General features: G+C 60.9%; 29 protein-coding genes. 15 read left to right on the top strand and 14 right to left on the bottom strand.

What is annotated here, in order from left to right; genetic code table 11:
- Positions 1-7: 7 nt before the first annotated feature.
- Complete coding sequence (hrpB, locus tag ACR0MM_RS06360; protein ID WP_480695053.1) at positions 8-2,458, bottom strand: ATP-dependent helicase HrpB; 2,451 nt, start codon at positions 2,456-2,458, stop codon at positions 8-10.
- Positions 2,459-2,584: 126 nt separating this feature from the next.
- On the opposite strand from hrpB, the gene meaB reads away from it, so the two are divergent.
- From meaB to rpmB, 3 genes are all read left to right on the top strand, one after another.
- Positions 2,585-3,562: a methylmalonyl Co-A mutase-associated GTPase MeaB gene (gene meaB, locus ACR0MM_RS06355; RefSeq protein ID WP_170449253.1), complete on the top strand. Its 978-nt coding sequence runs from the start codon at positions 2,585-2,587 to the stop codon at positions 3,560-3,562.
- Between the two features lie 156 nt (positions 3,563-3,718).
- Positions 3,719-4,855: a Hint domain-containing protein gene (locus ACR0MM_RS06350; RefSeq protein WP_480695051.1), complete on the top strand. Its 1,137-nt coding sequence runs from the start codon at positions 3,719-3,721 to the stop codon at positions 4,853-4,855.
- Positions 4,856-5,026: 171 nt separating this feature from the next.
- Positions 5,027-5,314: a 50S ribosomal protein L28 gene (gene rpmB, locus ACR0MM_RS06345; protein WP_039532366.1), complete on the top strand. Its 288-nt coding sequence runs from the start codon at positions 5,027-5,029 to the stop codon at positions 5,312-5,314.
- A gap of 69 nt (positions 5,315-5,383) precedes the next feature.
- Here the strand turns inward: rpmB and ACR0MM_RS06340 are convergent, their stop codons facing one another.
- Positions 5,384-5,869 carry a GNAT family N-acetyltransferase gene (locus ACR0MM_RS06340; RefSeq protein ID WP_170370851.1) on the bottom strand — a complete coding sequence of 162 codons (486 nt, stop codon included), beginning with the start codon at positions 5,867-5,869 and terminating at the stop codon, positions 5,384-5,386.
- 849 nt (positions 5,870-6,718) lie between these two features.
- Here ACR0MM_RS06340 and ACR0MM_RS06335 point away from each other — a divergent pair.
- Positions 6,719-7,192 carry a copper chaperone PCu(A)C gene (locus ACR0MM_RS06335; protein WP_170370850.1) on the top strand — a complete coding sequence of 158 codons (474 nt, stop codon included), beginning with the start codon at positions 6,719-6,721 and terminating at the stop codon, positions 7,190-7,192.
- A 101-nt stretch (positions 7,193-7,293) separates the two neighbouring features.
- On the opposite strand, the gene ACR0MM_RS06330 is transcribed toward ACR0MM_RS06335, so the two are convergent.
- Together ACR0MM_RS06330 and ACR0MM_RS06325 are read right to left on the bottom strand one after the other, a co-directional pair.
- The gene (locus tag ACR0MM_RS06330) at positions 7,294-7,902 is read right to left on the bottom strand and encodes an HdeD family acid-resistance protein (RefSeq protein ID WP_170337580.1); all 609 of its coding nucleotides are present in this window, start codon (positions 7,900-7,902) and stop codon (positions 7,294-7,296) included.
- A gap of 52 nt (positions 7,903-7,954) precedes the next feature.
- Positions 7,955-8,650 carry an NAD-dependent deacylase gene (locus ACR0MM_RS06325; RefSeq protein WP_480695048.1) on the bottom strand — a complete coding sequence of 232 codons (696 nt, stop codon included), beginning with the start codon at positions 8,648-8,650 and terminating at the stop codon, positions 7,955-7,957.
- Positions 8,651-8,677: 27 nt separating this feature from the next.
- Here ACR0MM_RS06325 and ACR0MM_RS06320 point away from each other — a divergent pair, with 27 nt between their 5' ends.
- On the top strand, positions 8,678-9,121 hold the full coding sequence (locus ACR0MM_RS06320; protein WP_480695046.1) for a low molecular weight protein-tyrosine-phosphatase: 444 nt from the start codon (positions 8,678-8,680) through the stop codon (positions 9,119-9,121).
- Here ACR0MM_RS06320 and ACR0MM_RS06315 read toward each other — a convergent pair.
- Positions 9,118-10,080: a LysR family transcriptional regulator gene (locus ACR0MM_RS06315; RefSeq protein ID WP_480695044.1), complete on the bottom strand. Its 963-nt coding sequence runs from the start codon at positions 10,078-10,080 to the stop codon at positions 9,118-9,120. The genes ACR0MM_RS06320 and ACR0MM_RS06315 overlap by 4 nt on opposite strands.
- Positions 10,081-10,147: 67 nt before the next feature.
- Positions 10,148-10,459, bottom strand: a complete 312-nt coding sequence (locus ACR0MM_RS06310) for a hypothetical protein (protein ID WP_170362998.1) — start codon at positions 10,457-10,459, stop codon at positions 10,148-10,150.
- A gap of 345 nt (positions 10,460-10,804) precedes the next feature.
- Here ACR0MM_RS06310 and lepA point away from each other — a divergent pair, with 345 nt between their 5' ends.
- Positions 10,805-12,604, top strand: a complete 1,800-nt coding sequence (gene lepA, locus ACR0MM_RS06305; RefSeq protein WP_480695042.1) for a translation elongation factor 4 — start codon at positions 10,805-10,807, stop codon at positions 12,602-12,604.
- A 102-nt stretch (positions 12,605-12,706) separates the two neighbouring features.
- On the opposite strand, the gene ACR0MM_RS06300 is transcribed toward lepA, so the two are convergent.
- Positions 12,707-13,633 carry a hypothetical protein gene (locus ACR0MM_RS06300; RefSeq protein ID WP_480695040.1) on the bottom strand — a complete coding sequence of 309 codons (927 nt, stop codon included), beginning with the start codon at positions 13,631-13,633 and terminating at the stop codon, positions 12,707-12,709.
- 334 nt (positions 13,634-13,967) lie between these two features.
- On the opposite strand from ACR0MM_RS06300, the gene ACR0MM_RS06295 reads away from it, so the two are divergent.
- Positions 13,968-14,282, top strand: coding sequence for a hypothetical protein (locus ACR0MM_RS06295; protein ID WP_110644555.1), 315 nt, complete (start codon positions 13,968-13,970; stop codon positions 14,280-14,282).
- Positions 14,283-14,405: 123 nt separating this feature from the next.
- The gene (locus tag ACR0MM_RS06290; protein ID WP_170358302.1) at positions 14,406-14,858 is read left to right on the top strand and encodes a hypothetical protein; all 453 of its coding nucleotides are present in this window, start codon (positions 14,406-14,408) and stop codon (positions 14,856-14,858) included.
- Positions 14,859-15,812: 954 nt separating this feature from the next.
- On the opposite strand, the gene ACR0MM_RS06285 is transcribed toward ACR0MM_RS06290, so the two are convergent.
- The 4 genes from ACR0MM_RS06285 to ACR0MM_RS06270 form a co-directional block, all read right to left on the bottom strand.
- Positions 15,813-15,950, bottom strand: a complete 138-nt coding sequence (locus tag ACR0MM_RS06285) for an entericidin A/B family lipoprotein (protein WP_093962692.1) — start codon at positions 15,948-15,950, stop codon at positions 15,813-15,815.
- A 73-nt stretch (positions 15,951-16,023) separates the two neighbouring features.
- Positions 16,024-16,818 carry an iron chelate uptake ABC transporter family permease subunit gene (locus tag ACR0MM_RS06280; RefSeq protein ID WP_170366614.1) on the bottom strand — a complete coding sequence of 265 codons (795 nt, stop codon included), beginning with the start codon at positions 16,816-16,818 and terminating at the stop codon, positions 16,024-16,026.
- Positions 16,818-17,561 carry an ATP-binding cassette domain-containing protein gene (locus tag ACR0MM_RS06275; protein ID WP_170366613.1) on the bottom strand — a complete coding sequence of 248 codons (744 nt, stop codon included), beginning with the start codon at positions 17,559-17,561 and terminating at the stop codon, positions 16,818-16,820. Before ACR0MM_RS06275 ends, ACR0MM_RS06280 begins: the two co-directional genes overlap by 1 nt.
- Positions 17,558-18,037: a Fur family transcriptional regulator gene (locus ACR0MM_RS06270; protein WP_170337589.1), complete on the bottom strand. Its 480-nt coding sequence runs from the start codon at positions 18,035-18,037 to the stop codon at positions 17,558-17,560. The genes ACR0MM_RS06275 and ACR0MM_RS06270 overlap by 4 nt, the downstream gene beginning before the upstream one ends.
- 91 nt (positions 18,038-18,128) lie before the next feature.
- On the opposite strand from ACR0MM_RS06270, the gene ACR0MM_RS06265 reads away from it, so the two are divergent.
- Positions 18,129-19,190, top strand: a complete 1,062-nt coding sequence (locus tag ACR0MM_RS06265) for a zinc ABC transporter substrate-binding protein (protein WP_170366612.1) — start codon at positions 18,129-18,131, stop codon at positions 19,188-19,190.
- A 56-nt stretch (positions 19,191-19,246) separates the two neighbouring features.
- Here ACR0MM_RS06265 and ACR0MM_RS06260 read toward each other — a convergent pair whose 3' ends face one another.
- Entirely contained in the window at positions 19,247-19,582 is a 336-nt protein-coding gene (locus ACR0MM_RS06260; RefSeq protein WP_093962687.1) for an ArsR/SmtB family transcription factor, read from the bottom strand.
- 353 nt (positions 19,583-19,935) lie between these two features.
- On the opposite strand from ACR0MM_RS06260, the gene ACR0MM_RS06255 reads away from it, so the two are divergent.
- The 6 genes from ACR0MM_RS06255 (at position 19,936) to ACR0MM_RS06230 (ending at position 23,683) form a co-directional block, all read left to right on the top strand.
- The gene (locus ACR0MM_RS06255) at positions 19,936-20,568 is read left to right on the top strand and encodes an ATP-dependent Clp protease proteolytic subunit (RefSeq protein ID WP_093962686.1); all 633 of its coding nucleotides are present in this window, start codon (positions 19,936-19,938) and stop codon (positions 20,566-20,568) included.
- 136 nt (positions 20,569-20,704) lie between these two features.
- Positions 20,705-21,973 (top strand): ATP-dependent Clp protease ATP-binding subunit ClpX, encoded by a 1,269-nt coding sequence (gene clpX / locus ACR0MM_RS06250; RefSeq protein WP_170337591.1) that lies wholly within the window; start codon positions 20,705-20,707, stop codon positions 21,971-21,973.
- A 64-nt stretch (positions 21,974-22,037) separates the two neighbouring features.
- Positions 22,038-22,400 (top strand): RidA family protein, encoded by a 363-nt coding sequence (locus ACR0MM_RS06245; RefSeq protein WP_170435205.1) that lies wholly within the window; start codon positions 22,038-22,040, stop codon positions 22,398-22,400.
- A gap of 79 nt (positions 22,401-22,479) precedes the next feature.
- Positions 22,480-22,863, top strand: a complete 384-nt coding sequence (locus ACR0MM_RS06240) for an NADH:ubiquinone oxidoreductase subunit NDUFA12 (protein WP_093962683.1) — start codon at positions 22,480-22,482, stop codon at positions 22,861-22,863.
- A gap of 11 nt (positions 22,864-22,874) precedes the next feature.
- A complete protein-coding gene (gene mlaD / locus ACR0MM_RS06235; RefSeq protein ID WP_093962682.1) occupies positions 22,875-23,327 on the top strand; it encodes an outer membrane lipid asymmetry maintenance protein MlaD in 453 nt (150 codons plus the stop codon).
- The gene (locus tag ACR0MM_RS06230) at positions 23,324-23,683 is read left to right on the top strand and encodes a DUF2155 domain-containing protein (protein ID WP_170358308.1); all 360 of its coding nucleotides are present in this window, start codon (positions 23,324-23,326) and stop codon (positions 23,681-23,683) included. Before mlaD ends, ACR0MM_RS06230 begins: the two co-directional genes overlap by 4 nt.
- On the opposite strand, the gene aat is transcribed toward ACR0MM_RS06230, so the two are convergent.
- Both aat and accC read right to left on the bottom strand, forming a co-directional pair.
- On the bottom strand, positions 23,647-24,279 hold the full coding sequence (gene aat, locus ACR0MM_RS06225) for a leucyl/phenylalanyl-tRNA--protein transferase (protein WP_480695038.1): 633 nt from the start codon (positions 24,277-24,279) through the stop codon (positions 23,647-23,649). The genes ACR0MM_RS06230 and aat overlap by 37 nt on opposite strands.
- Before the next feature lie 55 nt (positions 24,280-24,334).
- Positions 24,335-25,681 (bottom strand): acetyl-CoA carboxylase biotin carboxylase subunit, encoded by a 1,347-nt coding sequence (gene accC, locus ACR0MM_RS06220; RefSeq protein WP_480695036.1) that lies wholly within the window; start codon positions 25,679-25,681, stop codon positions 24,335-24,337.
- Between the last annotated feature and the right edge of the window lies 1 nt (position 25,682).

The raw sequence follows: 25,682 nt of genomic DNA, 5'->3' as shown, positions 1-25,682 counted from the left end.
ACGGTATTCAAGCACCCCTGCGTTTGGCCCGCAGGGTCGGGTCGGCCTGGGTCGGGTCCTCGGGCCAGGGGTGCTTGGGGTATTGCGCGCGCATGTCCTTGCGCACATCGGCATAGGACCCGGCCCAGAACCCCGGCAAGTCGCGGGTGATCTGGATCGGGCGTTGCGCAGGGGACAGCAGGGTGATCTTCAGCGGCTCGCCGCCCACAATAGGGTGCTGGGTGACCCCGAACATCTCCTGCAGGCGAACCGCGATCTCGGGCACCGCCTTGCCATAGTCGATCGGAACCTTGCGCCCCAGCGGCGTGACGAAGGCCGGGGGCGCGCGGCGGTCCAGTTCCTGCATCTGGTCCCAACTCAGCCGCGCCTGAAGGGCGGGCAGCAGGTCGAACCGCTTCCAATCCTCAGCGGTGCGAACGCCGGTCAGCATCGGCAGCAGCCAGTCCTCAAGCGTGTCCATCAGCCCGTTTTCCGAAAAGTCCGGCAGGTCGACGCCCGCCGCCCGCACCAGCTCAACCCGCGCGGCCAGTCGCGCGGCCTTGCCCTCCAGCCGCAGGCCCAGATCGCGCACGCCGTCCAGCATCGCGCGGGCCACGGACTCGTCGGGCACGTCCTTCCAGATGCGGTCATCCAGCACCAGTGCGCCGAACCGTTCTTGCCGCCGGGCCACCACCCGACGGTCCCGTTTTGACCAAGCGCAGGTCTCGACCCATTCGATCTGGTCGGCGAACAACGTGCGTATCTCGGCCTCTGAGATCTGCGCGGCCATGCGCAGACGGGCCTCGCGCGGGTTGCCGTCCGTGTCGATGGCCACCAGATACGGGGCCGCGGCCAGCGGGTCGCCGGGGTCCATCACCACACCCTTGCCGCCCGACAGCACATAGCGCGGCGCGTCGCCCTTTCGCCGCTGTCCGACCCGGTCGGGATAGGCCAACGCGGCCATCGCCGCCGGGCTCAGCGGGTCGCCATCGGTCTTGATCTGGCCGCGTAGCCGTTTCGCCTCGGACCGGATCCGGTCCAGAACGCCGGGATTGGCGGGCCAAACCCGGTTGCGCTGATAGGCGCGCGGATCGCGCAGCGCCTCGAGCCGCAGCGACAGGTCCACCGGTGCGCCCTTCAACGGGTCGCGCTCTGCCATCAGGGCGGCAAGCGGGGCGGCCTGCGCGCCGGCCGTGACCAGCATGTGCCCCAGCCGCGGATGCAGCGGCAGGCCAGCCAATGCGCGGCCATGTTCGGTGATCCGGCCCTTGCCGTCCAGAGCGCCCAGCATCCGCAGCAGCGCGCGCGCCTCGGCCAGCGCCCCCTCGGGCGGGGGTGTCAGAAAGGCCAGATCCTGCGGCTCGGCCCCCCACAGGGCCAGTTCCAGCGCAAGGCCGGTCAGGTCGGCGGCTTCGATTTCGGCGGGCGGAAAGGCGGGCAGGGCGCCTTCCTCACCCTTCGACCATAGGCGATAGCACAGCCCTTCGGCCACACGGCCCGCGCGGCCCGCGCGCTGGGTCGCCTCGGCGCGGGTGACGCGCTCGGTCACCAGCCGCGACATGCCCGAGCCCGGATCGAACCGCGCGCGGCGGGCCTGGCCCATGTCCACCACCACCTGGATGTCCGGAATGGTCAGCGAGGTCTCGGCGATCGAGGTGGCCAACACCACCTTGCGCCCGGTCTCGGCCGGCGCAAGGGCGGCGCGCTGGGCGGCAAAGGGCATGGCGCCGAACAACAGCCGGATCGCGCAATCGCCGGGCAGCCGCCCGGCCAGCGCGGCCTCGGCCCGGCGGATCTCGCCCTCGCCGGGCAGGAACACCAGAATACCGCCGCCGGTGGCGCGGGTCTCGCGCTCGGCCTGAACCACCAGATCGACCAACGCGTCCAGCCGCCGCGCCTGCGGGCCCAGCGGGCGGTCCAGCCAGCGGGTCTCAACCGGGAAACTGCGCCCTTCGGATGTCACCAGCGGCGCGTCCATCAACCGCGCCACCGGATCGGCATCCAGCGTGGCCGACATCGCCAGCAGGATCAGGTCGTCGCGCAGCGCACCGGCGACCTCGAGGCACAGGGCCAGCCCCAGATCGGCGTTCAAAGAGCGTTCGTGGAATTCGTCGAAGATCACCGCCCCGACGCCGGGCAGGTCGGGTTCGGATTGCAGCATCCGGGTCAGGATGCCTTCGGTCACCACCTCGATCCGGGTGGCTTTCGACACTTTCGCCTCGCCCCGCACGCGATAGCCGACGGTCTGGCCCGCGCGTTCGCCCAGTGTCTCGGCCATGCGTTCGGCGGCGGCGCGGGCGGCCAGCCGCCGCGGCTCCAGCATCACGATGCGTCCGTCGCACAAGCCGGCGTCGCGCATCGCGAGCGGCACGCGCGTGGTCTTGCCGGCGCCGGGCGGAGCCTGCAGCACGGCACGGCCACGCGTGCGCAGCGCTGCGATCAGGTCGGGCAGGGCATCGTCGATCGGTAGGCGGGTCATGCCGCCTTATCGCCAAAGCCTCGGCCAAGGTCCAGAACGCCTGCGTCAAATCCCGCGACCGGCGGTACTGGACAAACCCGGCCCATCCCCGTCATCTAGGGCAGATTTCGACGAAGGACCCCACCCATGACCACAGCCGAGCTTGCTGACAGGATCCTCAAGGGCGACCGCCGGGCGCTGGCCCGCGCGATCACCCTTGTCGAAAGCACCCGCGCCGATCACCGCGCCCAGACGGCGCAACTGCTGGAGGCGCTGTCCGGCGCCGGGCGGCAGGCGCTACGCATCGGCCTGTCGGGAACGCCGGGGGTGGGCAAATCCACCTTCATCGAAAGTTTCGGCATGATGCTGATCGGGCAGGGGTTGCGGGTGGCGGTTCTGGCGGTCGATCCCAGCTCGGCCCGGTCGGGCGGTTCGATCCTGGGCGACAAGACCCGGATGGAACGTCTCAGCCGCGAGCCGAACGCCTTCATCCGACCCTCACCCAGCCAGAGCCATCTGGGCGGTGTCGCCCGCCGCACGCGCGAGGCCATCGCCCTGTGCGAGGCGGCCGGGTTCGACGTGGTGCTGATCGAAACGGTGGGTGTGGGCCAGTCGGAAACCGTGGTGTCGGAAATGTCCGACCTGTTCCTGCTGCTGCTGGCCCCTGCCGGCGGGGATGAATTGCAGGGCGTCAAGCGCGGCATCATGGAGATGGCCGACATGATCCTTGTGAACAAGGCCGACGGCGACCTGAAAGCCACCGCCACCCGAACCTGCGCCGACTATGCCGGGGCGCTGCGCCTGCTGCGCAAACGTCCGCAGGACCCCGAGGGCTTTCCAAAGGCGATGACCGTTTCAGCGGTCGAGGAGCACGGCCTGGACCAGGCCTGGGCCGAGATGCAGGCCCTGGCCGACTGGCGCAAACAGAACGGTCATTGGGACGCCAACCGCGCCGAACAGGCCCGCTACTGGTTCGACCAGGAAGTGCGTCATGCGCTGCTCGCCAAGCTGGAGACCCCGCTGGCCCGGTCCGAGATGGACCGGCTGGGCGCCGAGGTCGGGTCGGGGCGGCTCAGCCCCTCGGTGGCGGCTGAGCGGATGCTGAGGACTCTTGCATCCGGGTAACACCGTTGCCCGCGCGGACAGGAAAACTTGGCGCAACGCCGAGGAGTTCTGTAGCCTGAGTGCAGGTGAAATCCTTGGTTGTGGCGCCCAGCACATAGAAAAACCGGAGCGCAGCTGACTTGCCGTGACCAAGCGGAGAGACAGGACCCGCCTCTTATGCCCGATATCTTTGGGACAAACGGCGACGACGATATCGATGTCACCAATGACAACGGTACGCTGAATGGCACCCCTCAGGGTACGCCGATTGATGATATCCGCGCGCGCGGAGGCAACGACATCATCACTGTCACCAACAGTACCATCTCTGGCAGTGTCCGTGGAAATGCCGGGATCGATACGATCACGGTGATCGGCAGCACGATCGGCGGTCAGGTAAGAGCCGGATCAGACGACGACACGGTCACGCTGCAAGGCTCGGTCATTGGTAATATCCGTCTGGGCGGCGGAAATGATGTTCTGAACTTCCGCAGCACCAGCGTGTCCGGCGACGTGCGCGGTGGCAGTGGTACCGACACGCTGAACCTGCCCGCAGGAACCGTGGTCAACGACAGCTCATTCGGGACATTTACCGTGTCTGCCGGCACCAGCTATTCGTTGACCAGCGGCAGTTTCACCCTGCCGTCGGGTATTACAGTCACCTATTCCGCATTTGAAAACGGATCCGGTGTTCCCTGCTTTACCGCTGGCACGAGCATTCTGACTGACCGCGGCCCGGTACAGGTGCAAGACCTGCGCACCGGTGACCTGATCTGTACGGCCGAGAGCGGCAACCAATCCATCCGCTGGATCGGTCGGCGCAGGTTTGATGCGATTGATCTGAGGGCCAATCCGAAACTGCGCCCCGTTCGTATTTGCGCCGGGGCTTTGGGAGCGGGGCTGCCCACGCGGGACCTGTTGGTTTCCCGCCAGCACCGCATGATGGTCGGTTCTCGCATCGCGCAACGCATGTTCGGCCAGTATCAAGTTCTGATTCCCGCGATCAAGCTGACGGCGCTGCCGGGGATATTCGTAGATTGCACGGTCGACAGCATTGAGTATTTCCATCTGCTGTTCGACCGGCACGAGATCCTGTTTGCCGAATCCGCGCCGACCGAAAGCCTGTATACCGGCCCAGAGGCGCTGAAATCTCTGGGACCCGCGGCAAGGACTGAAATCCTTGCGATTTTTCCGGAACTGGCTGATGAGAACCACGAATCCGAACCCGCTAGGTTGATCCCGATAAGCCAACAACAGGCCCGTCTGATTGCTCGTCACCTCAAAAATCACAGGCCTTTGCTTGTTGATGTCTGAGCCGTTTCAGGACCATTTATTGGCAAGGAAAGATTTCGCAGCTGCTGTCTTGACCCTTCCGGCGATTCCCACTAAACGCATCCAACCAGTTTTCGGGCGCGACTTCGGGTTGTGCCCCTTGTGATTTGGCTGCGGATTAATGCCCGGCCTCCAGAAACAAAGGAAGAAACCATGTCGCGCCGTTGCGAACTGACCGGAAAAGGCCCGATGACTGGCAACAATGTCAGCCACGCCAAAAACAGAACTCGTCGTCGTTTTCTGCCCAACCTTAACGACGTGACCCTGCAGTCGGAAACCTTGGGTCGTGGCGTCAAGCTGCGCATCTCGGCCGCCGCGCTGCGCTCGGTCGATCACCGTGGTGGTCTGGACGCGTTCCTGGCAAAAGCCAAGGACGAAGAGCTGTCCGCCAACGCGCTGAAAGTGAAAAAGGAAATCGCCAAGGCGCAAGCCTCGGCCTGATTTTCCCAAAGACTGTTTCGTGGCCCCTGTACCCGTTGGTGCAGGGGCTTTTCGTTTGTCTGTGGGTCCTCAACCTGTCTCAAGCCTGTATTTCAGGAACTGCGCGCCGGAATGAGTCACCGGACCGACGTAACGCGCGCCGATGCGCCGTAGCGCAGAGAGATTGCGGCGGGACGGTAGAAGCAGAAAAGTGACATAGGGAATACGTTCATCGGCTCGGGCGAATGCGATGGCCTTGCGGGTGATGCGCGTGCCCAGACCGAAGGCATCCGCCGTCAGGACCAGGCCGAAATCCCATTCACTGCCTTCACGCTGGAAGCCGCCCCAGCCGACATAGCAACCGCCGGACGTGATCGCCCAGTGCCCAAGCCCGTCGCGTTGCCAACAGGCCTCTTTTGCGTCTATGAAAGCCCGCGCCATCGCGATGTCCCAGGGCCCCGTCAGCAAAGGCAGATGCCGAGCGACGCGGGGATCAGACATGTGCCGTGCGATTTCAGCCGGCTCAATCTGCGGCAGCCTGAGGAACTGAATTTCTGTGTGCGCTTTGAGTGGCATGACCACGATCTACGCCTGAATTTCCGCCCAAACCAGACCGTCCCGATCACTTTGCCGTTGGACTGGTGTCGCACGCGGTGTCGGTGCGGAACGCAGAAGGACGCGACTGCGTGACTTTGTTCACATACAGGGTTTTGAATCTGTTTTATGTATGCGGTTATTCTACGGCGGAGTGTGGTAATGTCTGCGAATACTTCAATTATTATTTCCTTCCTTTCGACTCTTCTGGTCGGGTCATTTTCCAGCTGTGCGCGGATGCAGCGGCGGGTGAACCGGCTGCATACCGGTCTCAACACCGGTCCGGATGATCGCGGAATTCTTTGAAAGTCACGATCAAAGCAAATTCAGGGGTCGGCCGGTCAGGCCGGCCCTTTTCCTTGGTTCGCGCCAAACTGTCTCAGCGTTCACGAAGGCACTTGAAGTCCGTTTCCGATCGGGCCTAAACCTCTGCCAAGATGACCCGATCCTATCGCCTCGTGTTGCCGTTGCTACTGTCGCTGATGCTGGTTCTGACAGGCCAGGGTTTTGCGGCGTCACGGGGATTGAATGCGGCGGTCGGTCAAATGGTGCTTTGCACCGGGAACGGTCCTGTGGTTGTCTATATGGACGAGCACGGCCAGCCCACCAAACCACCTCATTTCTGTCCCGACTATGCGCTCAACTTGCTGGGTGCGGTTCTGGATACCCCTTTGCCGGCACCGAAAGGGCCCGAGCGGGCAAAGTCTGACATACCGTTGCGTTCCGACAGCCTTGTTGCGGCTCCGATCCCGCAGCGACCGGCGCGCGCGCCGCCGGCCCCTGTCTGAGACCCTTCGCAATACAATCAGACAGTCAAAAAGGAGAGGCGAGATGCCCTTCAAATCAATCCTGCCCGCTATTTTCGTCGCTGCAATCATGTCCACCGCCGCCCATGCGGAAAGTGTGATCTCGGTTGAGGATGCCTACGCCCGATCCTCGGGGGCCAATGCCAAGGCTGGTGCGGCCTTCATGATGATCCGCAATTCAGGCGACACCGATGATCAACTCGTCGCTGTCAAATCCGATATCGCTGCACGAGTCGAGCTGCATACGCACAAGATCGACGACAACGGCGTGGCCAAGATGATGGAAGTCGAGGAAGGTTTTTCGATCGCCGCTGGCGAGGCGCATATGCTGCAGCGGGGCGGGGACCATGTGATGTTCATGGGGCTCAAGCAGCCGTTTGAGCAGGGCGCAACCATACCCGTCACTTTGGTTTTTGAGCAGGCCGGTGAGGTCGTTGTCGAGATTCCCGTGGACCTGGAACGGAAAGACGGCCACGGGCAAATGAAGCACTCGAACTAACAGAACGCCTGTCTTCGGGCCGCGATGCGGCCGTCATCCATGCGTCAGGCCGGGTCAAGCCCCGGCCTGTTCGCGTTTCAACTGCCGATCAGCGTTGTTCTTCACTTGTTGACCACGCGCATCGAAACCCGTTCTCCGGCCCGTTTGAAACGTGCGGCCATGAACAGCATGACGCCGGCAAAGGCCAAGGCGGAGAATGCGATTGCCCAGCCCAGTGCGACAACGCCGCTTCCGGGCCAGAAGATCAGCACCAGCCCGATGATAAGAGCCACGATGCCCGAGTTCCGGACGGTCGCACGTTCTGGGTCCAGCTGATGCATCTGGCCCAGCGAAATCAGCGAGCCGATCCCGATGATCAGTGCCCAGGCGCCCAGCAGGAAGAACGTCAGACGTGCTGTGCCTTCTGGCCAGATCAAAAGGACCAGCCCAATCAAGACCGCCCCGATACCCGCGCCTCCGATCAGTCCCCGCCGCCCGAAGCCAAGCAGGGTCAGGCCGCCATCGAGGATCAGCAGCACCCCTACCAGCCGCAGCAGCAGTGCGATGCTGCCGGTTGGCCAGAACAGCGCGGCGATGCCAACGGCCCCCGCAAGCAATCCGCGCAGCAGGAACGTCCACCACAGATCCGCAAGGGTGTCGCCCAGCGCTTCGCGGCTGTCGATGCCTTCGTCGTCAACGATTTCGCCACGGGGGGCTTCAGGCTCGGTCATCTGTTTCTCCTGGTTCAGGTTCCTTTAGCTTAGACCAGCGGGATGACCCGAGTCACCTGCGGCCCAGCAAGTCATCGACCCAGCGTGGCACGATCTGGGTGGCGGGGCCAAGCAGCGTCTGATCGAAGCTGGATGCACCAACCGAAGGCTCGAGGTTCAATTCGACCGTCCGTGCGCCCGCAGCTATGGCTTCGTGCACGAAGGCCGCAGCCGGGTAGACTTGGCCAGAGGTTCCGATGGCGGCGAATATCCCGGCCTGTGCCAGATGGTCGTAAATCTGATCCATGTGGTAAGGCATTTCGCCGAACCACACGATGTCGGGTCGGGCGGTTGCCGCGCGGCAGGCGGGGCACGGTTCGCCCACGGACATTTCCGCTGGCGCAGTCCAGCGATGCCCGCAAGAGGCGCACAGCGCGCCGGACAGGATGCCGTGCATGTGGATAACCCCGGTCGCACCTCCGGCTTCGTGCAGGCTGTCCACGTTCTGCGTTACGATCACCACTTCTCCCGGCCAGTCGCGCTGAAGCCGAGCCAGTGCTGTGTGGGCTGCATTTGGGTCGGCGCCACCCGCCTGCGCCCGGCGCGCGTTGTAGAAGCCATGAACAAGGGCAGGGTTTCGGGCAAAACCTTCGGGTGTCGCCACGTCCTCGATCCGGTGCTGGGCCCACAATCCGCCTTCATCGCGAAAGGTGCCCAATCCGCTTTCCGCCGAAATCCCGGCTCCGGTCAAAATCACGATCTTTTCCATTCGCCCTCCACACGCTAAACCCGAGCCATGTCACAGCGTATCCTGTTTGTCTGCCTCGGCAACATCTGCCGTTCCCCTGCTGCCGAAGGTGTTTTTCGTGTCAGGGCGCCTCATCATGTCTGCGACAGTGCCGGAACGTCCGACTGGCATGTCGGGGATCCACCCTATGCGCCGATGCAACACGCGGCTCGCATCCGAGGTCTGGAGCTGAGCGATCTGCGCGCGCGCCAGTTTGCGGTGTCTGATTTCGACAGGTTTGACCTGATCATCGGTATGGACAGCGAAAACCTCTCCAAGATCGAGGCTTTGCGCCCGGCCGACAATCCTACACCCGTACGCTTGTTGACCGAATTTGCGCCCCAAATCGGCGCCGATCATGTGCCCGACCCCTACTATACCCGCGATTTCGACGGGGCGCTGGACCTCATCGAAGCCGCCGTGGATGGGTTGGTGGCATATATGGACGGCTAGCCGCCGATCACCTTCAACTGACCGGACAACCAGGGCAGGCGGGAAAGGGCTGGTTCGATCATCTGACTTTGCATCAAACGGCGCGTCATTCCGGCGACTTCGCGCGGAACCTGATCTGACCAGTCAGACCGCGTGAAGAGGGAAATAGTGCGTGAGAACTCTCCGAATGGAGCCGGGTAGACATCCATGCCTTCGTGGAAGCGGGCTGCCCGCATGTATCCCAACGGCGTGGTGATCGCCCAGCCAAGGCCGCGCGCCACCATCGCCATCAGTGCCAAGTGCGACCCGATCTCGAACCGCTCTTCGAACTGCAGCTGTTGCCGCGCCAGGTGGCTTTCGATTTGCCGGCTTATCAACTGTTCCCGCGCATAGCGCAGAAAGGGCAGGGTCTGCAAAGCAGCCTCTACGCCCCCATTGGGCACACCGCCCTTCGGCGCGACCAGAATGAAAGGATCCTGTACCAAAGGGTACTCCACCACGCCTTCCAGCACCTCGCCGCTGTGGGCCGAGACCGCCAGATGCAGGCGTTGCGAAGCCAGCGCCTCAAAGATTTCGAGGCTGGGGAGGGTTATGAGTTTGAACTTGGAACGGGTCAGGCTGTCGGCCAGCAATGTGGCAAGACGCGGGGTCAGGTCATTGTCGAAATCGTCGATCAGGCCGATCGAAAGCGTGCTCAGATGACCCAGGCCCATGACAGACAGCTCGCTTTGGGCCATCTGCAACTCGGCCAGAACGGACTCGGCCCGTGCCAGAAAGCTGCGCCCGGCTTGGGTCAGGCGCATGGGTCTGCGCCCGTGATCCACCAGGTCCGTGCCCAGAGCATTCTCGAGATTGCGCAACTGCTGGCTGACCGATGGCTGGCTGAGTCCGGTAATCTCGGCAGCCTGTGCCACCGAACCGGTCCGCGCCAAGGCCTCGAACACTTCGAGACCGCGCAGGGTCAACCCTTTCGTCACCATATGATTTCCCTTTCACTGCGCCATTACTGAGGCGCAGGGCGGGTCAGGTCAAGGATCGCGGTCAGCGTCAGCTGCAGATCGCCTGTGCCATGCGGCCAAAGTTCTGATACCGCTCCCACAGCGCGTCATCGCGGGCGGATTTCGACATCTTCAGCTCTTGGGCCTGATGCGGGTCCGTGAACCATTTGGCCACGGTTTTCTGGTCTTTGTTGGTCAAAGCCTGATCGGCCACCCGCTGGATGCACTTGCATCTATCGCGTGTCGCAGCCGAACGGTCGGACGCCAAACATGCACGTTTGATCTGCGCCGCTTCGGTCGTGGCCGGGGCCAAAGTGGTCAGCGACGTGGCGCATAGCGCGATAATGAGGAACTGTTTCATGCTCATGCCTCGTTTTGCCTGCCCGGAGGAGTCTTGTGTCCCTCTCGGCTTGCGGCGCAGTATCGTCCAAGTTTTCCTGCCGTTCAACAATTTGCTTTCAGAAACTCCGTACCTGAGTCGAAAGTGCCGCGGTTGGCACTATGGTCGGCCGTGGCATGCCCTTCGAACCCCGTTTTGGACGGTGCAACACGGCCGAGTTCTGTCTACGTACGGTCGCCTGAATGCAGCTGAGGGCTTGGAACGAAGCCAACCGCAGCGTCGTGGCCTCATAGCGCTGAAATATGGGGCGTCCGACGTGCTGTCTCACCTTGACCAGCGCCCGATTTCGAACCATATCCCGACGCTATGACAGACCTCGCTCATATCCGCAATTTCTCCATCGTCGCGCATATCGACCATGGCAAATCCACCCTTGCCGACCGGCTCATCCAAGAGACCGGAACGGTGCAGGATCGCGACATGAAGGAACAGCTGCTCGACAGCATGGATATCGAGCGTGAGCGCGGCATCACCATCAAGGCCAACACGGTCCGCATCGACTATACCGCCGACAATGGCGAACAGTACGTGCTGAACCTGATCGACACTCCAGGCCACGTGGACTTTGCCTATGAAGTCTCGCGGTCCATGCGCGCGGTCGAAGGCTCGCTGCTGGTGGTCGACTCGACGCAAGGGGTCGAGGCGCAGACGCTTGCCAACGTCTATCAGGCCATCGACGCCGACCACGAGATCGTGCCGGTGCTGAACAAGATCGACCTGCCGGCCTCCGACTGCGACCGCGTGGCCGAACAGATCGAGGACGTGATCGGCATCGACGCCACCGACGCCATCCGCGTCTCGGCCAAGACGGGCGAGGGGATCCATGAGACGCTCGAGGCGATCGTGCACCATCTGCCCGCGCCCAAGGGCAACCTGGACGCGCCGCTCAAGGCGATGCTGGTGGATTCATGGTACGACGCCTATCTGGGCGTGATCGTCCTGGTCCGCATCATGGACGGCGTTCTGAAAAAGGGGATGCGGGTCAAGTTCATGTCGAACGGCACCCTGCACCATGTCGACCGCGTCGGCGTGTTCCGCCCCGAGATGCAGATGGTCGACCAACTCGGCCCGGGTGAGATCGGCTTCCTCACCGCCTCGATCAAGCAGGTCCGCGACACCCGTGTGGGCGACACCATCACCAATGACCGCAACGGTGCCGAAACCGCTCTGCCGGGCTTCAAACCCGCGCAGCCGGTGGTTTTCTGCGGCCTGTTCCCCGTGGACAGCGCCGAATTCGAAGACCTGCGCGACGCGATCGAGAAACTGGCCCTGAACGACGCCAGCTTCTCCTACGAGATGGAAACCTCGGCCGCGCTGGGCTTTGGCTTCCGCTGCGGCTTCCTGGGCCTGCTGCACCTTGAGGTCATCCGCGACCGCATCGAACGCGAATACGATATCGAGCTCATCACCACCGCGCCCTCGGTGATCTATCACGTCTACATGAAAGACGGCGAAATGATCGAGCTTCACAACCCCGCCGACATGCCCGACATGTCCAAGGTCGACCACCTGGAAGAACCGCGCATCAAGGCCACCATCCTTGTGCCCGACGAATACCTGGGCGACGTGCTGAAACTTTGCCAGGACCGCCGCGGCATCCAGCTGGACCTGACCTATGCGGGCAGCCGCGCGATGGTCGTCTATGACCTGCCGCTGAACGAGGTCGTCTTCGACTTCTACGACCGCCTGAAATCGGTGACCAAGGGCTATGCCAGCTTCGACTACCAGATGACCGGCTACCGCGAGGACAGTCTGGTCAAGATGTCGATCCTTGTGAATGACGAGCCAGTGGACGCGCTGTCGGTCATGGTCCACCGCGACCGCGCCGAGACCCGCGGCCGCGCCATGTGCGAAAAGCTGAAAGAGCTGATCCCGCGCCACATGTTCAAGATTCCGATCCAGGCGGCCATCGGCGGCAAGGTCATCGCCCGCGAGACCCTCTCGGCCCTGCGCAAGGACGTGACCGCGAAATGCTATGGCGGGGATGCCACGCGGAAACGGAAACTGCTGGAAAAGCAGAAGGCCGGCAAGAAAAAGATGCGCCAGTTCGGCAAGGTAGACATCCCGCAGGAGGCGTTTATTTCGGCGTTGAAAATGGACAGCTGAGGCTGTTCATGAGGAATTGGCGCGACAATAGTAGGCGAGGCCAAATTAGTGGCGATTCAATTGGAGAACTGTATCGATTGAACGCCCGCTTCTAATACCTAACTAACAGTCTCGCCGACATTCCCTTTGATCCCAAATAGGCTTTGTTGAACAACATTCGAGTGTGGAAATTAACGGAGGCACGACAGGATCAGTTGATTGCAAGTATTCTGGAGCGTTGAAGACTTCTAAGCCTCCCATCGCCAGAACAATATCGTGGGTTTGGGAGGGGCAAAACTGACCTAATTTTGTTTCTTGTTTGAATTTGTAACCTATGCTGTTTTTTTTCGTATTCACTTGATCGTCGGTCACCAACACTTTGTCGCTCTGGCACAAATAGAGATGATTTTTTCTGACACATACTTCGACCTTAATAAGTTTACTTGTTCCCTGAATTTCTGTTGGTGCGATCCACGATACCGAACGTTCGTCGTCGTCAAGTAGAGTGCCTTCTTCTACCGCCCACAGGAAACCTTCTCCCTCAACTCCGGCAACCTCAAACTGTACGATTTCGCCCGGAGAAACTCTGTATTTACTGGCTGAAATATCGACGATGATGCGGTCATTTCGCAGGGCCTCGGCAAGGTTTGCGGCGACAAATACTGCAAGGGAAACGAATGCAAACGAAAATAGAGTTAATGACCAAAAGTCATTCCTGTTTACTGCAGTGCGATCTTGCTTTTTTCCAGATAGATCAACTGAATTCAGCATCCTATCAGATAGATGAATTGTAAAAGCGCAAAAAATGGAAGAAGTCACGCATAGGCCGAGAGCCGTCCAAAGGAAGAAACGCCAGAAGTAAGGCGGTTCGACAAATCCATATACAACAGTCAAGGATGCAAGTAGTGCAATATTCGCTAGGAGTAGGTTTCGGGCGTTTTGGTCTACTCTGCCAAGCGAAGTTCGCTCGATCTTAGCTTGGGCTTCCGAAAGAGGGGTTTCTTTTTCTACAGGAAGCGTTTTTGCATCAATATCCTCGGGAGAACACATCTCAAATACTCCAAAAATGAATTCTGATATAGTAGCAAAATTCTCCGGTAAATGCTACGAGGCGCTGAGTTTCAGTAGCCATCTTGTTTCTTTCAGCTATCCAATTGGCGGGCTTGAAACACCGCCGGGCCGCGCTGAGCCGCCCACGTCAAACCGAAGATTTGCCTCCACTGAACTGGCTGCGCTTTTGCGCCCCGGGGCTCCGCCCTTTCGGCCCTGAATCGCTCCACCGGACCGTTTCTAGACGGGCCTTCCCGCAATGTGAGCCAGTTCACAGCCCCGCCGACCCGCACCTGCTAAGGTTGACCCGACGGAAACCAATGGCGGAGGCCCCATGTCCATGATCCCCATCATCGCGCTTGGATCGGCGGGTCTCTATTCCGTGGCCATGATCTCGATGAAGTTCTGGTGGAAACTCCCCGGCCTCGGGCTGGGGCTGCTGATCGTCGCCACTTTGCTGGCCGCCGCCACGCTGGAACTCGCCGCGCTGCGCGACGAACGGCTGGGCATCATCTATACCGGCATTCTGGGGGCCGAGGTGGTGCTGATCGCCATCGCCTCGTTCTTCCTGTTCGGCGAGTCCTTTTCCTACCGCGAGGGGCTGGGCATCGCCCTTGTCATCGCGGGCACTGCGCTGGCTTGGGCCTAAGCTCGCCGGTGAGCGCCGCATGAATCCTTGATGAAGTTTCCCTTAGGTAAGTTGTAACGGCCGCGCGCCCTCCCAATCTGTTCAGCAGGCCAGCAAGGCCCGCCGATCACAGGGAGAGAGCCCATGACCAGATACATGACCGCCAGCGCCGCCGCCGTCGCCGCGACATTGACCATGGGCTCTGCCGCCCTCGCCGATGCGATGCCCGACCTGCGCGGCACGTGGACGGCCAGCCAGACAACGGTGTCGCCCTCGAACGCCAACACCGCCACCGCGCCGCGGTTCAACACCTCGGAATGGGTGCTCGAGATCCAGGCGCAGCACGAAAACGTGTTCTGGGGGCCCAGCATGTGGCGGCGCAATGCCATGGATGACTGGACGATGTACGAGGCCACCGGCTCGATCAGCCAGGATGGTTCGGGCAAGATCGGCATTGTCGAAACCGCTGCTGATCCGACCTCGGGCGTCAACGCGCTGATCGATGCGCGGTACGAGGACGGCAAGATCTATGCGGATTTCCGTAGCCTGCGGACTGGAACCACCTACAGCACGGTTCTGGAACGACAGGTGAACTGAAGCGTTTCCGGCCCAGGCGGTTGTAGGGGGTAGTTGCCGTTGCCCGATTTTGCGGGAGACGGAGAGTAGTAGGTTGCCTCGTCCGGGTCGGAACGCTTCTCAATTTGTGGGCTGCACGTTCGTTCACCGTTGCGTGTGGCAATTCATCGACGTCGATTCGAGCGATATGCCCGTATCTGTCACGTCAGGTCCGCGATGAGGGCCGGGATTTTCTCTTCGCACCCGCAGAAATCGCCTATTTGAGCGGAGAGAAATCCGCCTTCGGCTTTTCCCAGTGCAACCCAGCCCGATTTCATCATTTCCCGACTTATCCACATCGTCTTCCAGCCGGATATCAACATTTTATCCCCGGCTATTTTTCATGCTGCAGTGCTATTTTCTTGCCGGAAGTGAGGGTGAGTGCCAAGGTTCAGACATCGCCAAGGTTCATCACGATCCAAGGCGGGACGCAAAGGTCAGGGGGTCCTGGCACCGCAGGCAGATCTTAGGATTTTCGTCGGGTTGCAAGGGCTTACCGGTAGGTGACCAGTCAGGAGGGGCGCAAGCCCGGCTTGAGCGGTCAGCTTCTCAGAAGGCCAGAGCGGGCGGCAGAGCGCCATCAGGTGCTTTGCGGCAGCGAGGTCCCCTCGGGGGCTGAAGCAACTGGATCGGGACGTCCCTCGGGCGTGTCGACCCGGCAAGGCGTCAGGGGTGTCCGCAAGGGCACATGCAAAGACCGCGTCTGCGCACCTGGCGCCTTTTCCTTTTGCCGATTTCGGTTTCGTACAGGCTTCCACTCACCGCCCGTCAGAACGGGAACGGGGTTCTTGCGCAATTGCACAAGAACCCCGCAGTCGTGTCAGTAATGCATTACCGCGTCTATGCACCTGTGGCAGCGACAATAGTCCGGTCGCCCGGAACTTTCAACCATATGTTGGTAGTGCTGCGCCGCTGTCCGCTAGATGCTGACGGGTGTCAGAGGCTTTCCTGAACGTCCGTCGCCGCGCCCTGGATGGCGTCGCCGGCTTTTTCGATGTCTTTGCCCGCGCCTTTCGCGGTTTCACAGGCCGTCAGGGCCAAAAGGCTCAGCCCGATCAGAATAGTGCGGATCATCGATATCTCCTTGGTTGGTCGACTACCAATCGGTAGCACCATTCAGGCAACGCAGACAAACCTTTTTGGGTGATCAGCCTTTGCGGAAGATGGGACCAAGGATGGCCGTCGCGACAAAGATCAACGCGGCCGCGCAAACGATGCTTGGTCCGGCGGGTGTATCCGCCCAATATGCACCGCCCAGCCCGCCCAACGCCGCCGTCGAGCCTATAATCGCAGCGGTGAAAGCCATGCTTTCTGGGGTGCGGGCCAAAGGGCGGGCTCCGGCCGCTGGAATGACCAGCAGGGCTGCGATCAGAAGAATGCCGACAACTTTGATGGCGACCGCAACGGCCAGTGCCATCGCCAGAGTCAGCCATAGTTCTTCTCGTTTCGGATCGATCCCGGATGCCTGAGCCAGGTCCGGGTTGAGCGTCGAAACCAGAAGGGCTGACCAGCGCCAGACCATCAAAGCCAGAATCGTGGCGCCACCGATCCAGATCGTGGCCAGATCGGACTTTGTGACGGCAAGGATATCGCCGAACAAAAAAGCATTCAGGTCGAGTCGGACATCGGACAGCAACGCCACGGTTACCAAGCCGGCGGCCAGTGCGGTGTGTGCAATCACACCCAGAAGCGTGTCCATGGCGTAACCGCGACCGCGCAGCAGGCTGACCGACAAGCCCATGGCAAGTGCAGCGGAAATGATTGCGGGTAGCAGCGGCAGAGAAAAGCTGAGCGCCAGCGCCACACCCAATACGGCGGCATGTGCGGTGGCCTCTCCGAGATAGGCCATGCGCCGCCAGACGACAAAGCACCCCAGCGGTGCCGCGGCGATCGAAACACCGAGCCCTGCCAGGGCGGCGCGAACCATGAAATCGTCCAGCATCAGTGTGACGTATCCTGCGCGTGATTGTGATCGTGGGTATGACTGTGCTTGTGTTGGTACAAGGCCATCGTGCCCCGCGTTCCGCTGCCGAACAACGCCCGATATTCCGGCGCGTCCGCGACCATCTGGGGTGCCCCTTCACAGCAGACATGCCCGTTCAGGCACAGAACCCGGTCGGACGCGGCCATGACGACGTGCAAGTCATGGCTGACCATGACTATGGCGCAGCCGAGGTCCGTGCGAACCTGTTCAATGCGTTCATAGAAGGCAGCTGCGCCGGGCTGATCAAGCCCCTGGGTTGCTTCGTCCAGCAGCAGCACCTGAGGCTCTTCCAGCAATGCGCGGGCCAGAAGGACCCGTTGAAACTGACCGCCGGATAGTCGGGTCATCTGTCTGTCACGCAAGTCCGGCACGCCGGCCAGTTCAAGCGCGGTTTTGGCCTTGCTGGCCGAAACCCGTTTCGGCAGCCCAAGGAATCGTTGCACGGTCATCGGCAGGGCGGCGTCCAGCGCGAGTTTCTGGGGGACGTAGCCGATCCGCAAACCCGGAGCGCGCCGAACAGTGCCCTGAGCCGCGGGAACAGCTCCGATCATGGCGCGCAGCAGCGTCGATTTTCCCGAACCGTTCGGGCCGACAATGGTGACGATTTCACCAGCGGCGATCTGGGCGGATACGTTGTCCAGAATGAGCCTTCCATCCAAGCGAACGGATAGGTTGTTTAGGGAAATGAGAGGGGTTGTCATGGCTGCGTTCCAATGCAGTCCGGGCAAAGACCTTCGGCCTCGACCACGATCCTTTCAATGGTGAAACCTGATGTGTCGGCGGCAGCACCAAGCCGGCCCTGGGTCAGCTCGGTTTCGGTTTCGGCCACGGCCTTGCACGCCCGGCAAATCAGAAACGCAGGCACGTGGTCGTGCGTGGGGTGGGCGCAGGCCGCATAGGCGTTCATCTGCTCGATACGGTGCACGAACCCATGCTGCACCAGAAAGTCCAGCGCACGATAAGCCACCGGGGGCTGCGACCCCATGCCTTCGGCGGATAGAACAGCCAGAATGTCATAAGCTCCCATTGCCTTGTGCTGCTCCAACAAGATCTCCAACACGCGGCGGCGCACCGGCGTGAACTGAAGCTTCTGGTTGGCGCATTTTTCCTCGGCCTTGCTCAGCGCGGTTTTCATGCAGTGGTTATGATTGTGGTGCCTGAAGCCTACTGTGCTCATGTGCGCTCCGAAATTTTTGGCTTGATATGTTATAACGTGGGCAATATCAAGCCGACCAGCAATGTAATAACATATCATTCGAGGAGGTGACATGTCCCGAAAATTCTTGTTGCTGGCCGGCGTCGTGCTGGCCGGAAAGGCGGCGGCCGATGCGCCCAATGTTGCCGTCGATATCGCACCGGTTCACGCGTTGGTTGCCCAAGTCATGGACGGTGTTGCCGAGCCTTCCCTGATCATCCCGCCCGGAGCCTCACCTCATGACCACGCCATGCGCCCGTCCGAGGCGCGCGCGTTGCAATCTGCGGACGTGGTTTTTTGGGTAGGCCCGGAACTGACCCCGTGGATGACGGGACCACTCGGCGCCCTTTCCGAGGGAGCGACGCAGGTTGAGTTGCTGGAGGTAGCGGGGACCGTGCGGCACGACTTCCGCGACTTGGCCAATCATCATGAGGGCGAAGAGGAGCATGCAGACCACGACGATCACGATGATCATTCGGACCATGATGACCATGCGGACCACGATGACCACGAGGATCATGCAGGTCACGACGACCATGCGGATCACGATGAACATGAGAAACATGAAGAGCACGCCGATCACGATGCACATGACCATGACCACGGGCATGACCACGACGGTGTAGACCCGCATGCCTGGCTGGACCCGGAAAACGCGCGCGTCTGGGTGCAGGCAATTGCCGAAACTCTGTCAGAGAAGGACCCGGATAACGCTGCGCGGTACCAAGCCAATGCGGACAAGGCAGTTGAAGGCCTGAGTGCTTTGGAGGCCGAGATCCGGGCGGATCTGGCGCAGTCAGAACCGCGGTTTGTCACCTTTCACGACGCCTACCAGTATTTCGAACACCGGTTCGATCTGGCATCGTCGGGCACCGTGAGCCTGGGCGACGCGGCCGCACCCGGACCGGCTCGTCTGGCCGAGCTCAAGGCCCGGATTGAAGAAGAGGGCATTGATTGCGCTTTTTCCGAGCCGCAATTTGACACTCGCCTGATCTCTGCCGCGACCGAGGGGGTGGATGCACAAATCATCGTGCTTGACCCGATCGGGGTTGCGCTCGAGCCGGGTCCGACCCTGTATCCGGACCTGTTGCGCGCAATGGCCGCAAGTTTCCAGGCCTGCAGCGGCAATTCGTGAACAAAGAAGGGCGCAACGATCTGTTGCGCCCTTCGCCATTCAATGGGTGTTCTGACTTATTCCTCGTCGCAGAACAACTCGTACACCGTTTCCAGCATTTTGCGAGGTCGGTCGTCTGCAAGGCGATAGTAGATCGCCTTGCCTTCGCGCCGGGGCGTGACCAGCCCCTCAAGGCGCAGCCGCGACAGTTGCTGTGAAACGGCGGCCTGTCGGGCGGACAGCAGTGACTCGAGTTCGGTCACCGATTTTTCGCCGGATACCAAATGACAGAGGATCATCAACCGGCCCTCGTGGCTGATCGCTTTCAGAAAATTCGAAGCGCGGGTTGCGTTAGCGGCCATCCGGTCCATGTCGTCGCGCGAGATGTCTTCGGAAAGTTGGGGAAGTGCCATCTTCTTGTCCTTGTTGGCCCCTTGGTGAGTGTGGGGCAGGTGTTCCCTTTGTTAGTTTCGCCTGAGCGAATTGGGTCTCTATATAGAATGATCAGATATTTCCATATGCATGGATCAAAATGGCGTGATGAAAGCGCTGTGAATGGCGGCGAGGCCAAAAAACAGCCGGGTATTTGCGTTCTGCGCGGTCGTTCGCTCTGTTTTGCGGGATCCCGACGATGCGGACTGATCCGTATTTCTCAATCGGCGTCGCGTGTCCGCTGCCCCTTGCAGGCCCCCGAAGGCAACACTAAGACTCATGTAACTTCTCATCGGGTATGGTCCCGGTTCACACCAAAGCAGGCAGGTTCCGAATGTTCGATCCAGTTGACACCTACATGAATACGCTCGTCCCGATGGTCGTTGAGCAGACCAGCCGCGGCGAAAGGGCCTATGACATCTTCTCTCGCCTGCTGAAGGAGCGGATCATCTTCATCAATGGCCCGATCCATGACGGGATGAGCCACCTGATCGTAGCGCAGCTTCTGCATCTGGAAGCCGAGAATCCCAACAAGGAAATCTCGATCTACATCAACTCGCCCGGCGGTGTCGTGACCAGCGGTCTGTCGATCTACGACACAATGCAGTACATCAAGCCAAAATGTTCGACATTGGTGATCGGCCAGGCGGCCTCGATGGGGTCGGTCCTGCTGGCGGGTGGAGAGAAGGGGATGCGCTTCTCGCTGCCGAACAGCCGCATCATGGTGCACCAGCCCAGCGGCGGTTACCAGGGTCAAGCCAGCGACATCATGATTCACGCGGCCGAAACGCAGAAGCTGAAGGATCGTTTGTACGATATCTATGCCAAGCATACCGGACAGTCGAAAAAGGCCATTGAAAAGGCTTTGGACCGTGACAATTTCATGAGCCCGGAAGAAGCAAAAGAGTGGGGCCATATCGACGAGATTGTCGAAAGCCGCTCCAAATCCGAACCGACCGAAGCGTGATGCGGAAACCCCGCACCCACGGGTGCGGGGTGCGATTTTGACATTGTAGCTGCCCCGGTGCTGGCCTAAGCTGCACGGACAGGCGGCAAGCGCGGTCCGGATCCGGGCCGCAGGGATGGAGCCCGAAAGGTAGAACATGGCGACGAATTCAGGCGGCGACAGCAAGAACACGCTCTACTGCAGCTTCTGTGGAAAAAGCCAGCATGAGGTGCGTAAGCTTATTGCTGGACCGACCGTGTTCATCTGTGATGAATGCGTCGAACTGTGCATGGACATCATCCGCGAGGAAACCAAAGCCAGCGGACTGAAATCCTCGGACGGTGTGCCCACCCCCAAAGATATCTGCGAGGTGCTGGACGACTATGTCATCGGCCAGGCTCGGGCCAAGCGTGTCCTGTCGGTTGCCGTGCACAACCACTACAAACGTCTGAACCACGCGCAGAAGGCCGGTGGTGACATAGAGTTGGCCAAGTCGAACATTCTGCTGATTGGTCCGACCGGGTGCGGCAAGACTCTGCTGGCGCAGACGCTGGCGCGGATTCTGGACGTGCCGTTCACGATGGCTGACGCGACCACGCTGACCGAAGCCGGTTACGTGGGCGAGGATGTCGAGAACATCATCCTCAAGCTGTTGCAGGCCAGCGAATACAATGTCGAGCGCGCCCAGCGCGGCATCGTCTATATCGACGAGGTCGACAAGATCACTCGTAAATCCGAAAACCCCTCGATCACCCGCGACGTGTCGGGCGAGGGTGTGCAGCAGGCCCTGCTGAAGCTGATGGAAGGAACCGTAGCCAGCGTTCCGCCGCAGGGCGGGCGCAAGCACCCGCAGCAGGAATTCCTGCAGGTGGACACCACCAACATCCTGTTCATCTGCGGCGGCGCTTTTGCAGGTCTGGACAAGATCATCGCGCAGCGCGGCAAAGGCTCGGCCATGGGTTTTGGCGCCGATGTGCGTGACAATGACGAACGCGGCGTGGGCGAGATCTTTCAGGATCTCGAGCCCGAGGATCTGCTGAAATTCGGGTTGATCCCGGAATTCGTTGGACGTCTGCCGGTGCTGGCAACGCTTGAGGACCTGGATGAGGACGCGCTTGTCACCATCCTGACCAAGCCCAAGAACGCGCTGGTCAAGCAATACCAGCGTTTGTTCGAGTTGGAGAACGTCGAACTGGACTTTACCGACGACGCGCTTGCGGCGATTGCCAAAAAGGCGATCGAACGCAAGACCGGTGCCCGTGGCCTGCGTTCCATCCTTGAAGACATTCTATTGGACACGATGTTCGAGCTGCCGGGCATGAAGAACGTGACCAAAGTGGTCGTGAACGAAGAGGCCGTAACGTCGGACGCGCAGCCGCTGATCATCTATGCGGATGCCGCGCCGGAATCGGCATCTGCCGGCTGAACTGTTTGAAATTTAATGCAGATACGGCGCGGCAAAGTCCGCGCCATTTTCATGTGAGGGTGTCATGACGATCCAGCGTATTTCCTCGGGGGGTGAGTTCGAAGCCAGGGTCGGCTACTGCCGGGCAGTTGTCGCGGGTGGGTGGGTCCATGTTGCCGGAACGGTCGGGCAGGGCGAAGGCGTCGTCGACCAATGCCGCTCGGCGCTGACGATCATAGGCAACGCCTTGGCAGAGGCGGGCGCCTCTTTTGCCGACGTGGTGCGCGTGACTTATATGCTGCCCGATCGCCGCGAATTTGAAGCGTGCTGGCCGGTCCTGGCCGAGACGTTCGGTGCCAACCCGCCTGTTGCGACGATGATCGAATGCGGCTTGATTGATCCAAAATACCGAATCGAAATCGAGGTCACCGCATTCTTGCCCAAGTAATGGGTGCGCTCTTTGTGGCTCTGGACCTCTGCTCGGCTTTGGTCCATATCTGCATGGACAGAAATGCCGGAGGCAGCCGATGGGAATCCTGAACACTCTTTTGCGGGCCGTGACCTGGTGGAACGGGGCCACTCTGAACACGCAGATCTACACTGCGCGCAAAGGTATCAAGGTGGGTGAGGACGATCAGGGCAACGTGTTTTATCGCAACGCCGATGACAGCAAACGGTGGGTAATTTTCAATGGAGAGGCCGAGGCCAGCCGGATCGACCCGGAATGGCACGGCTGGTTGCACCGCACCTGGGATGAACCGCCGACCGACAAGCCACTGCCACACAAGGCGTGGGAAAAGCCGCATCAGGAAAATCTGACGGGCACCGCGATGGCCTATGTGCCGGCGGGGTCCCTGCGCCGTCCCGACCCGATCGAGCGCAAGGACTACGAAGCCTGGAGCCCGGAATAAGCGAGATCCACATGTCGACCCACAACATGACCGAAGTTCTTGTCGGCGGTGTCGTGCTGGCCAGTGCATTGGCGTTTGGCGTGTATGCCAGCCAGTCCACGGGCTGGTCGCGCGAAAACGGGGGCTATCATCTTGAGGCGTCCTTTCGGTCGCTTGAGGGTGTGGCGGTGGGCACGGATGTGCGCCTCGCGGGTGTAAAGATCGGCACCGTGACCGATGTCGAGTTGAACCCTGAAACCTACCGTGCCGATACGACGATTTCGGTTGCCGAGAACATCCAGATCCCGGATGACAGCGCGATCGTGATCTCGTCCGAAGGCCTTCTGGGGGGCAACTTCGTCGAGGTCATGCCCGGCGGCTCTCCGTTCTATTTTGAGCCGGGCGATCAGATTGAAGACACGCAAGGAGCCGTCAGCCTGATCTCGTTGCTGGTCAAGTTTGTGGCCGGGGATGGCAGCGAATGATGCGTGCCGCCCTGATGGCGCTGCTGTTGGCCGCGACGACGGCCGGCGCGCAGCAGAAGGTTTCCTCGGGACCGGGGGCCATGCTGCGCGGGCTGGACAAGGTCAGCGGTCAGACGGTGGACGTGCAGGTGCCGACCGGTGATACGGTCGAAGTTTTCGGCTTGGATGTCGCCTTGGGTGATTGCCGGTATCCGTCTGAAAACCCGACGGGTGACGCGTTTGCCTATCTTACGATCTGGGAAAAGGGAAAGGCCGACCAGCTGTTCGACGGCTGGATGATCGCCACGTCCCCGGCGCTCAACGCCTTGGATCACTCGCGCTACGATGTCTGGGTAATCCGTTGTATCACCCCCTGAGGGGTCTGGCACAACTCGGCGGTGAAATCTGCGCTGGCAGCAGTGGCCTGATCCAGAAATTGGCGGTATTGTTGTCTGGGGATTTCGATCGCCCCCAGCGAAGCCAAATGTGCCGTCAGAAATTGTGTGTCGAACAGTTGAAAGCCTGTCTGGCGCAAGCGGTCGACCAGATAGGCGAGCGCAATTTTTGACGCATCGGTACGGCGCGAGAACATGCTTTCCCCGAAAAATGCCGCACCCAGCGCAACGCCATAGACGCCCCCGACAAGCTCCTCGCCCTCCCAAACCTCAAGTGAATGGGCGCGGCCCGAGCGGTGCAGTTGCGCATAGAGCCTGCGCAGTTCGTCATTGATCCAGGTGTCCGTCCGGTCCGCGCATCCGTCTACCACGGCTGCAAAATCCCGGTTTATGGTCACGGAGAACCCGTAGTTCCGGATGCGTCGCGCAAGGCTGCGAGAGATGTGAAACCCGTCCAACGGGAATACACCCCGCAGCTTTGGATCGACCCAGAAAAGATCCGGGTCGTTCCTGTGTTCGGCCATCGGGAAGATTCCGATGGAATAGCCGTGCAACAGCAGATCAGGCGTCAGGCCCATGGCTCACACCGCGGCGACAAGCCCGAGAGCGCGTGCTCTCGCGGCTTGGTCGATACTAGGCCATGTTCTCCGCAAGCCAGTGCTCCAGCCAGTGGATGTTGTAATCGCCGCTGTGGATGTCGGGTTCCTGCAGAAGTGCATGAAACAGGGGAACCGTCGTGTCTACACCGTCCACGATCAACTCACCCAAGGCCCGGTTCAACCGTGCCAGCGCTTCCGGGCGGTCGCGCCCGTGCACGATCAGCTTGCCGATCAACGAATCGTAGTAGGGCGGGATCGAATACCCGTTGTACAGCGCCGAATCCATCCGGACACCCAGGCCGCCCGGCGCGTGATACGCCGTGATCTTGCCCGGACAGGGCGCGAAGTTCGGCAGCTTTTCGGCGTTGATACGCACTTCGATCGCGTGGCCGTTGATCTCCAGATCATCTTGGCCGAACGACATCGGTTCTCCGGCCGCAACAAGGATCTGCTCGCGAACAAGGTCGACGCCGAAAATGCCTTCGGTCACAGGGTGTTCGACCTGCAGGCGGGTGTTCATCTCAATGAAATAGAATTCGCCATTTTCATACAGGAACTCGATCGTACCCGCGCCGATATAGTTGATCTTGGCGACCGCATCCGCGCAGACCTTGCCGATTTGGGCGCGCTCCTCAGGCGTAATGCAGGGGCCCGGGGCCTCTTCGAACACTTTCTGGTGACGGCGCTGCAGCGAACAGTCGCGCTCGCCCAGATGGACCGCATTGCCCTTGCCGTCGCCGAAGACCTGAATCTCGATGTGGCGGGGCGTGGTCAGGTATTTCTCGATATAGACTTCGTCATTGCCGAACGCGGCTTTGCCCTCGGCCCGCGCGGTCATGAAGGCGCTTTCCATTTCGGCGGCGGTCTGCGCGACTTTCATGCCGCGTCCACCGCCACCGGCGGTGGCCTTGATGATAACCGGGTAGCCGATCTCTTCACCGATGCGCTTGGCCGACTGAAGATCCGGAACGCCGCCGTCCGAGCCTGGTACGCAGGGAACGCCCAGCTCTTTCATGGTGTCTTTGGCGGTGATCTTGTCGCCCATGATGCGGATGTGTTCGGCGGTGGGGCCGATGAACGTGATGCCGTGGTCTTCGACGATCTGAACGAACTCGGCATTTTCGGACAGAAAGCCATAGCCAGGGTGGATCGCCTGGGCGCCGGTGATTTCACAGGCCGAGATGATCGCGGGCATCGAGAGATAGCTCTGGGGGCCGGGTGCCGGTCCGATACACACGGACTCGTCAGCCATGCGCACGTGCATGGCGTCACTGTCAGCGGTCGAGTGCACGGCAACCGTCGCAATCCCCATCTCGCGCGCGGCGCGGATCACACGCAGGGCGATCTCGCCTCGGTTGGCAATCAGGATCTTGTCGAACATG

Source organism: Ruegeria sp. BC6, assembly GCF_056539185.1.
This window is presented reverse-complemented; position numbering and strand designations above follow the sequence as displayed.

Excerpts from the sequence above, each read along its gene's own strand:
- hrpB (WP_480695053.1), bottom strand. The coding sequence starts at position 2,458 with ATGACCCGCCTACCGATCGACGATGCCCTGCCCGACCTGATCGCAGCG.
- meaB (WP_170449253.1), top strand. The coding sequence starts at position 2,585 with ATGACCACAGCCGAGCTTGCTGACAGGATCCTCAAGGGCGACCGCCGG.
- ACR0MM_RS06350 (WP_480695051.1), top strand. The coding sequence starts at position 3,719 with ATGCCCGATATCTTTGGGACAAACGGCGACGACGATATCGATGTCACC.
- rpmB (WP_039532366.1), top strand. The coding sequence starts at position 5,027 with ATGTCGCGCCGTTGCGAACTGACCGGAAAAGGCCCGATGACTGGCAAC.
- ACR0MM_RS06340 (WP_170370851.1), bottom strand. The coding sequence starts at position 5,869 with ATGCCACTCAAAGCGCACACAGAAATTCAGTTCCTCAGGCTGCCGCAG.
- ACR0MM_RS06335 (WP_170370850.1), top strand. The coding sequence starts at position 6,719 with ATGCCCTTCAAATCAATCCTGCCCGCTATTTTCGTCGCTGCAATCATG.
- ACR0MM_RS06330 (WP_170337580.1), bottom strand. The coding sequence starts at position 7,902 with ATGACCGAGCCTGAAGCCCCCCGTGGCGAAATCGTTGACGACGAAGGC.
- ACR0MM_RS06325 (WP_480695048.1), bottom strand. The coding sequence starts at position 8,650 with ATGGAAAAGATCGTGATTTTGACCGGAGCCGGGATTTCGGCGGAAAGC.
- ACR0MM_RS06320 (WP_480695046.1), top strand. The coding sequence starts at position 8,678 with ATGTCACAGCGTATCCTGTTTGTCTGCCTCGGCAACATCTGCCGTTCC.
- ACR0MM_RS06315 (WP_480695044.1), bottom strand. The coding sequence starts at position 10,080 with ATGGTGACGAAAGGGTTGACCCTGCGCGGTCTCGAAGTGTTCGAGGCC.
- ACR0MM_RS06310 (WP_170362998.1), bottom strand. The coding sequence starts at position 10,459 with ATGAAACAGTTCCTCATTATCGCGCTATGCGCCACGTCGCTGACCACT.
- lepA (WP_480695042.1), top strand. The coding sequence starts at position 10,805 with ATGACAGACCTCGCTCATATCCGCAATTTCTCCATCGTCGCGCATATC.
- ACR0MM_RS06300 (WP_480695040.1), bottom strand. The coding sequence starts at position 13,633 with ATGTGTTCTCCCGAGGATATTGATGCAAAAACGCTTCCTGTAGAAAAA.
- ACR0MM_RS06295 (WP_110644555.1), top strand. The coding sequence starts at position 13,968 with ATGTCCATGATCCCCATCATCGCGCTTGGATCGGCGGGTCTCTATTCC.
- ACR0MM_RS06290 (WP_170358302.1), top strand. The coding sequence starts at position 14,406 with ATGACCAGATACATGACCGCCAGCGCCGCCGCCGTCGCCGCGACATTG.
- ACR0MM_RS06285 (WP_093962692.1), bottom strand. The coding sequence starts at position 15,950 with ATGATCCGCACTATTCTGATCGGGCTGAGCCTTTTGGCCCTGACGGCC.
- ACR0MM_RS06280 (WP_170366614.1), bottom strand. The coding sequence starts at position 16,818 with ATGCTGGACGATTTCATGGTTCGCGCCGCCCTGGCAGGGCTCGGTGTT.
- ACR0MM_RS06275 (WP_170366613.1), bottom strand. The coding sequence starts at position 17,561 with ATGACAACCCCTCTCATTTCCCTAAACAACCTATCCGTTCGCTTGGAT.
- ACR0MM_RS06270 (WP_170337589.1), bottom strand. The coding sequence starts at position 18,037 with ATGAGCACAGTAGGCTTCAGGCACCACAATCATAACCACTGCATGAAA.
- ACR0MM_RS06265 (WP_170366612.1), top strand. The coding sequence starts at position 18,129 with ATGTCCCGAAAATTCTTGTTGCTGGCCGGCGTCGTGCTGGCCGGAAAG.
- ACR0MM_RS06260 (WP_093962687.1), bottom strand. The coding sequence starts at position 19,582 with ATGGCACTTCCCCAACTTTCCGAAGACATCTCGCGCGACGACATGGAC.
- ACR0MM_RS06255 (WP_093962686.1), top strand. The coding sequence starts at position 19,936 with ATGTTCGATCCAGTTGACACCTACATGAATACGCTCGTCCCGATGGTC.
- clpX (WP_170337591.1), top strand. The coding sequence starts at position 20,705 with ATGGCGACGAATTCAGGCGGCGACAGCAAGAACACGCTCTACTGCAGC.
- ACR0MM_RS06245 (WP_170435205.1), top strand. The coding sequence starts at position 22,038 with ATGACGATCCAGCGTATTTCCTCGGGGGGTGAGTTCGAAGCCAGGGTC.
- ACR0MM_RS06240 (WP_093962683.1), top strand. The coding sequence starts at position 22,480 with ATGGGAATCCTGAACACTCTTTTGCGGGCCGTGACCTGGTGGAACGGG.
- mlaD (WP_093962682.1), top strand. The coding sequence starts at position 22,875 with ATGTCGACCCACAACATGACCGAAGTTCTTGTCGGCGGTGTCGTGCTG.
- ACR0MM_RS06230 (WP_170358308.1), top strand. The coding sequence starts at position 23,324 with ATGATGCGTGCCGCCCTGATGGCGCTGCTGTTGGCCGCGACGACGGCC.
- aat (WP_480695038.1), bottom strand. The coding sequence starts at position 24,279 with ATGGGCCTGACGCCTGATCTGCTGTTGCACGGCTATTCCATCGGAATC.
- accC (WP_480695036.1), bottom strand. The coding sequence starts at position 25,681 with ATGTTCGACAAGATCCTGATTGCCAACCGAGGCGAGATCGCCCTGCGT.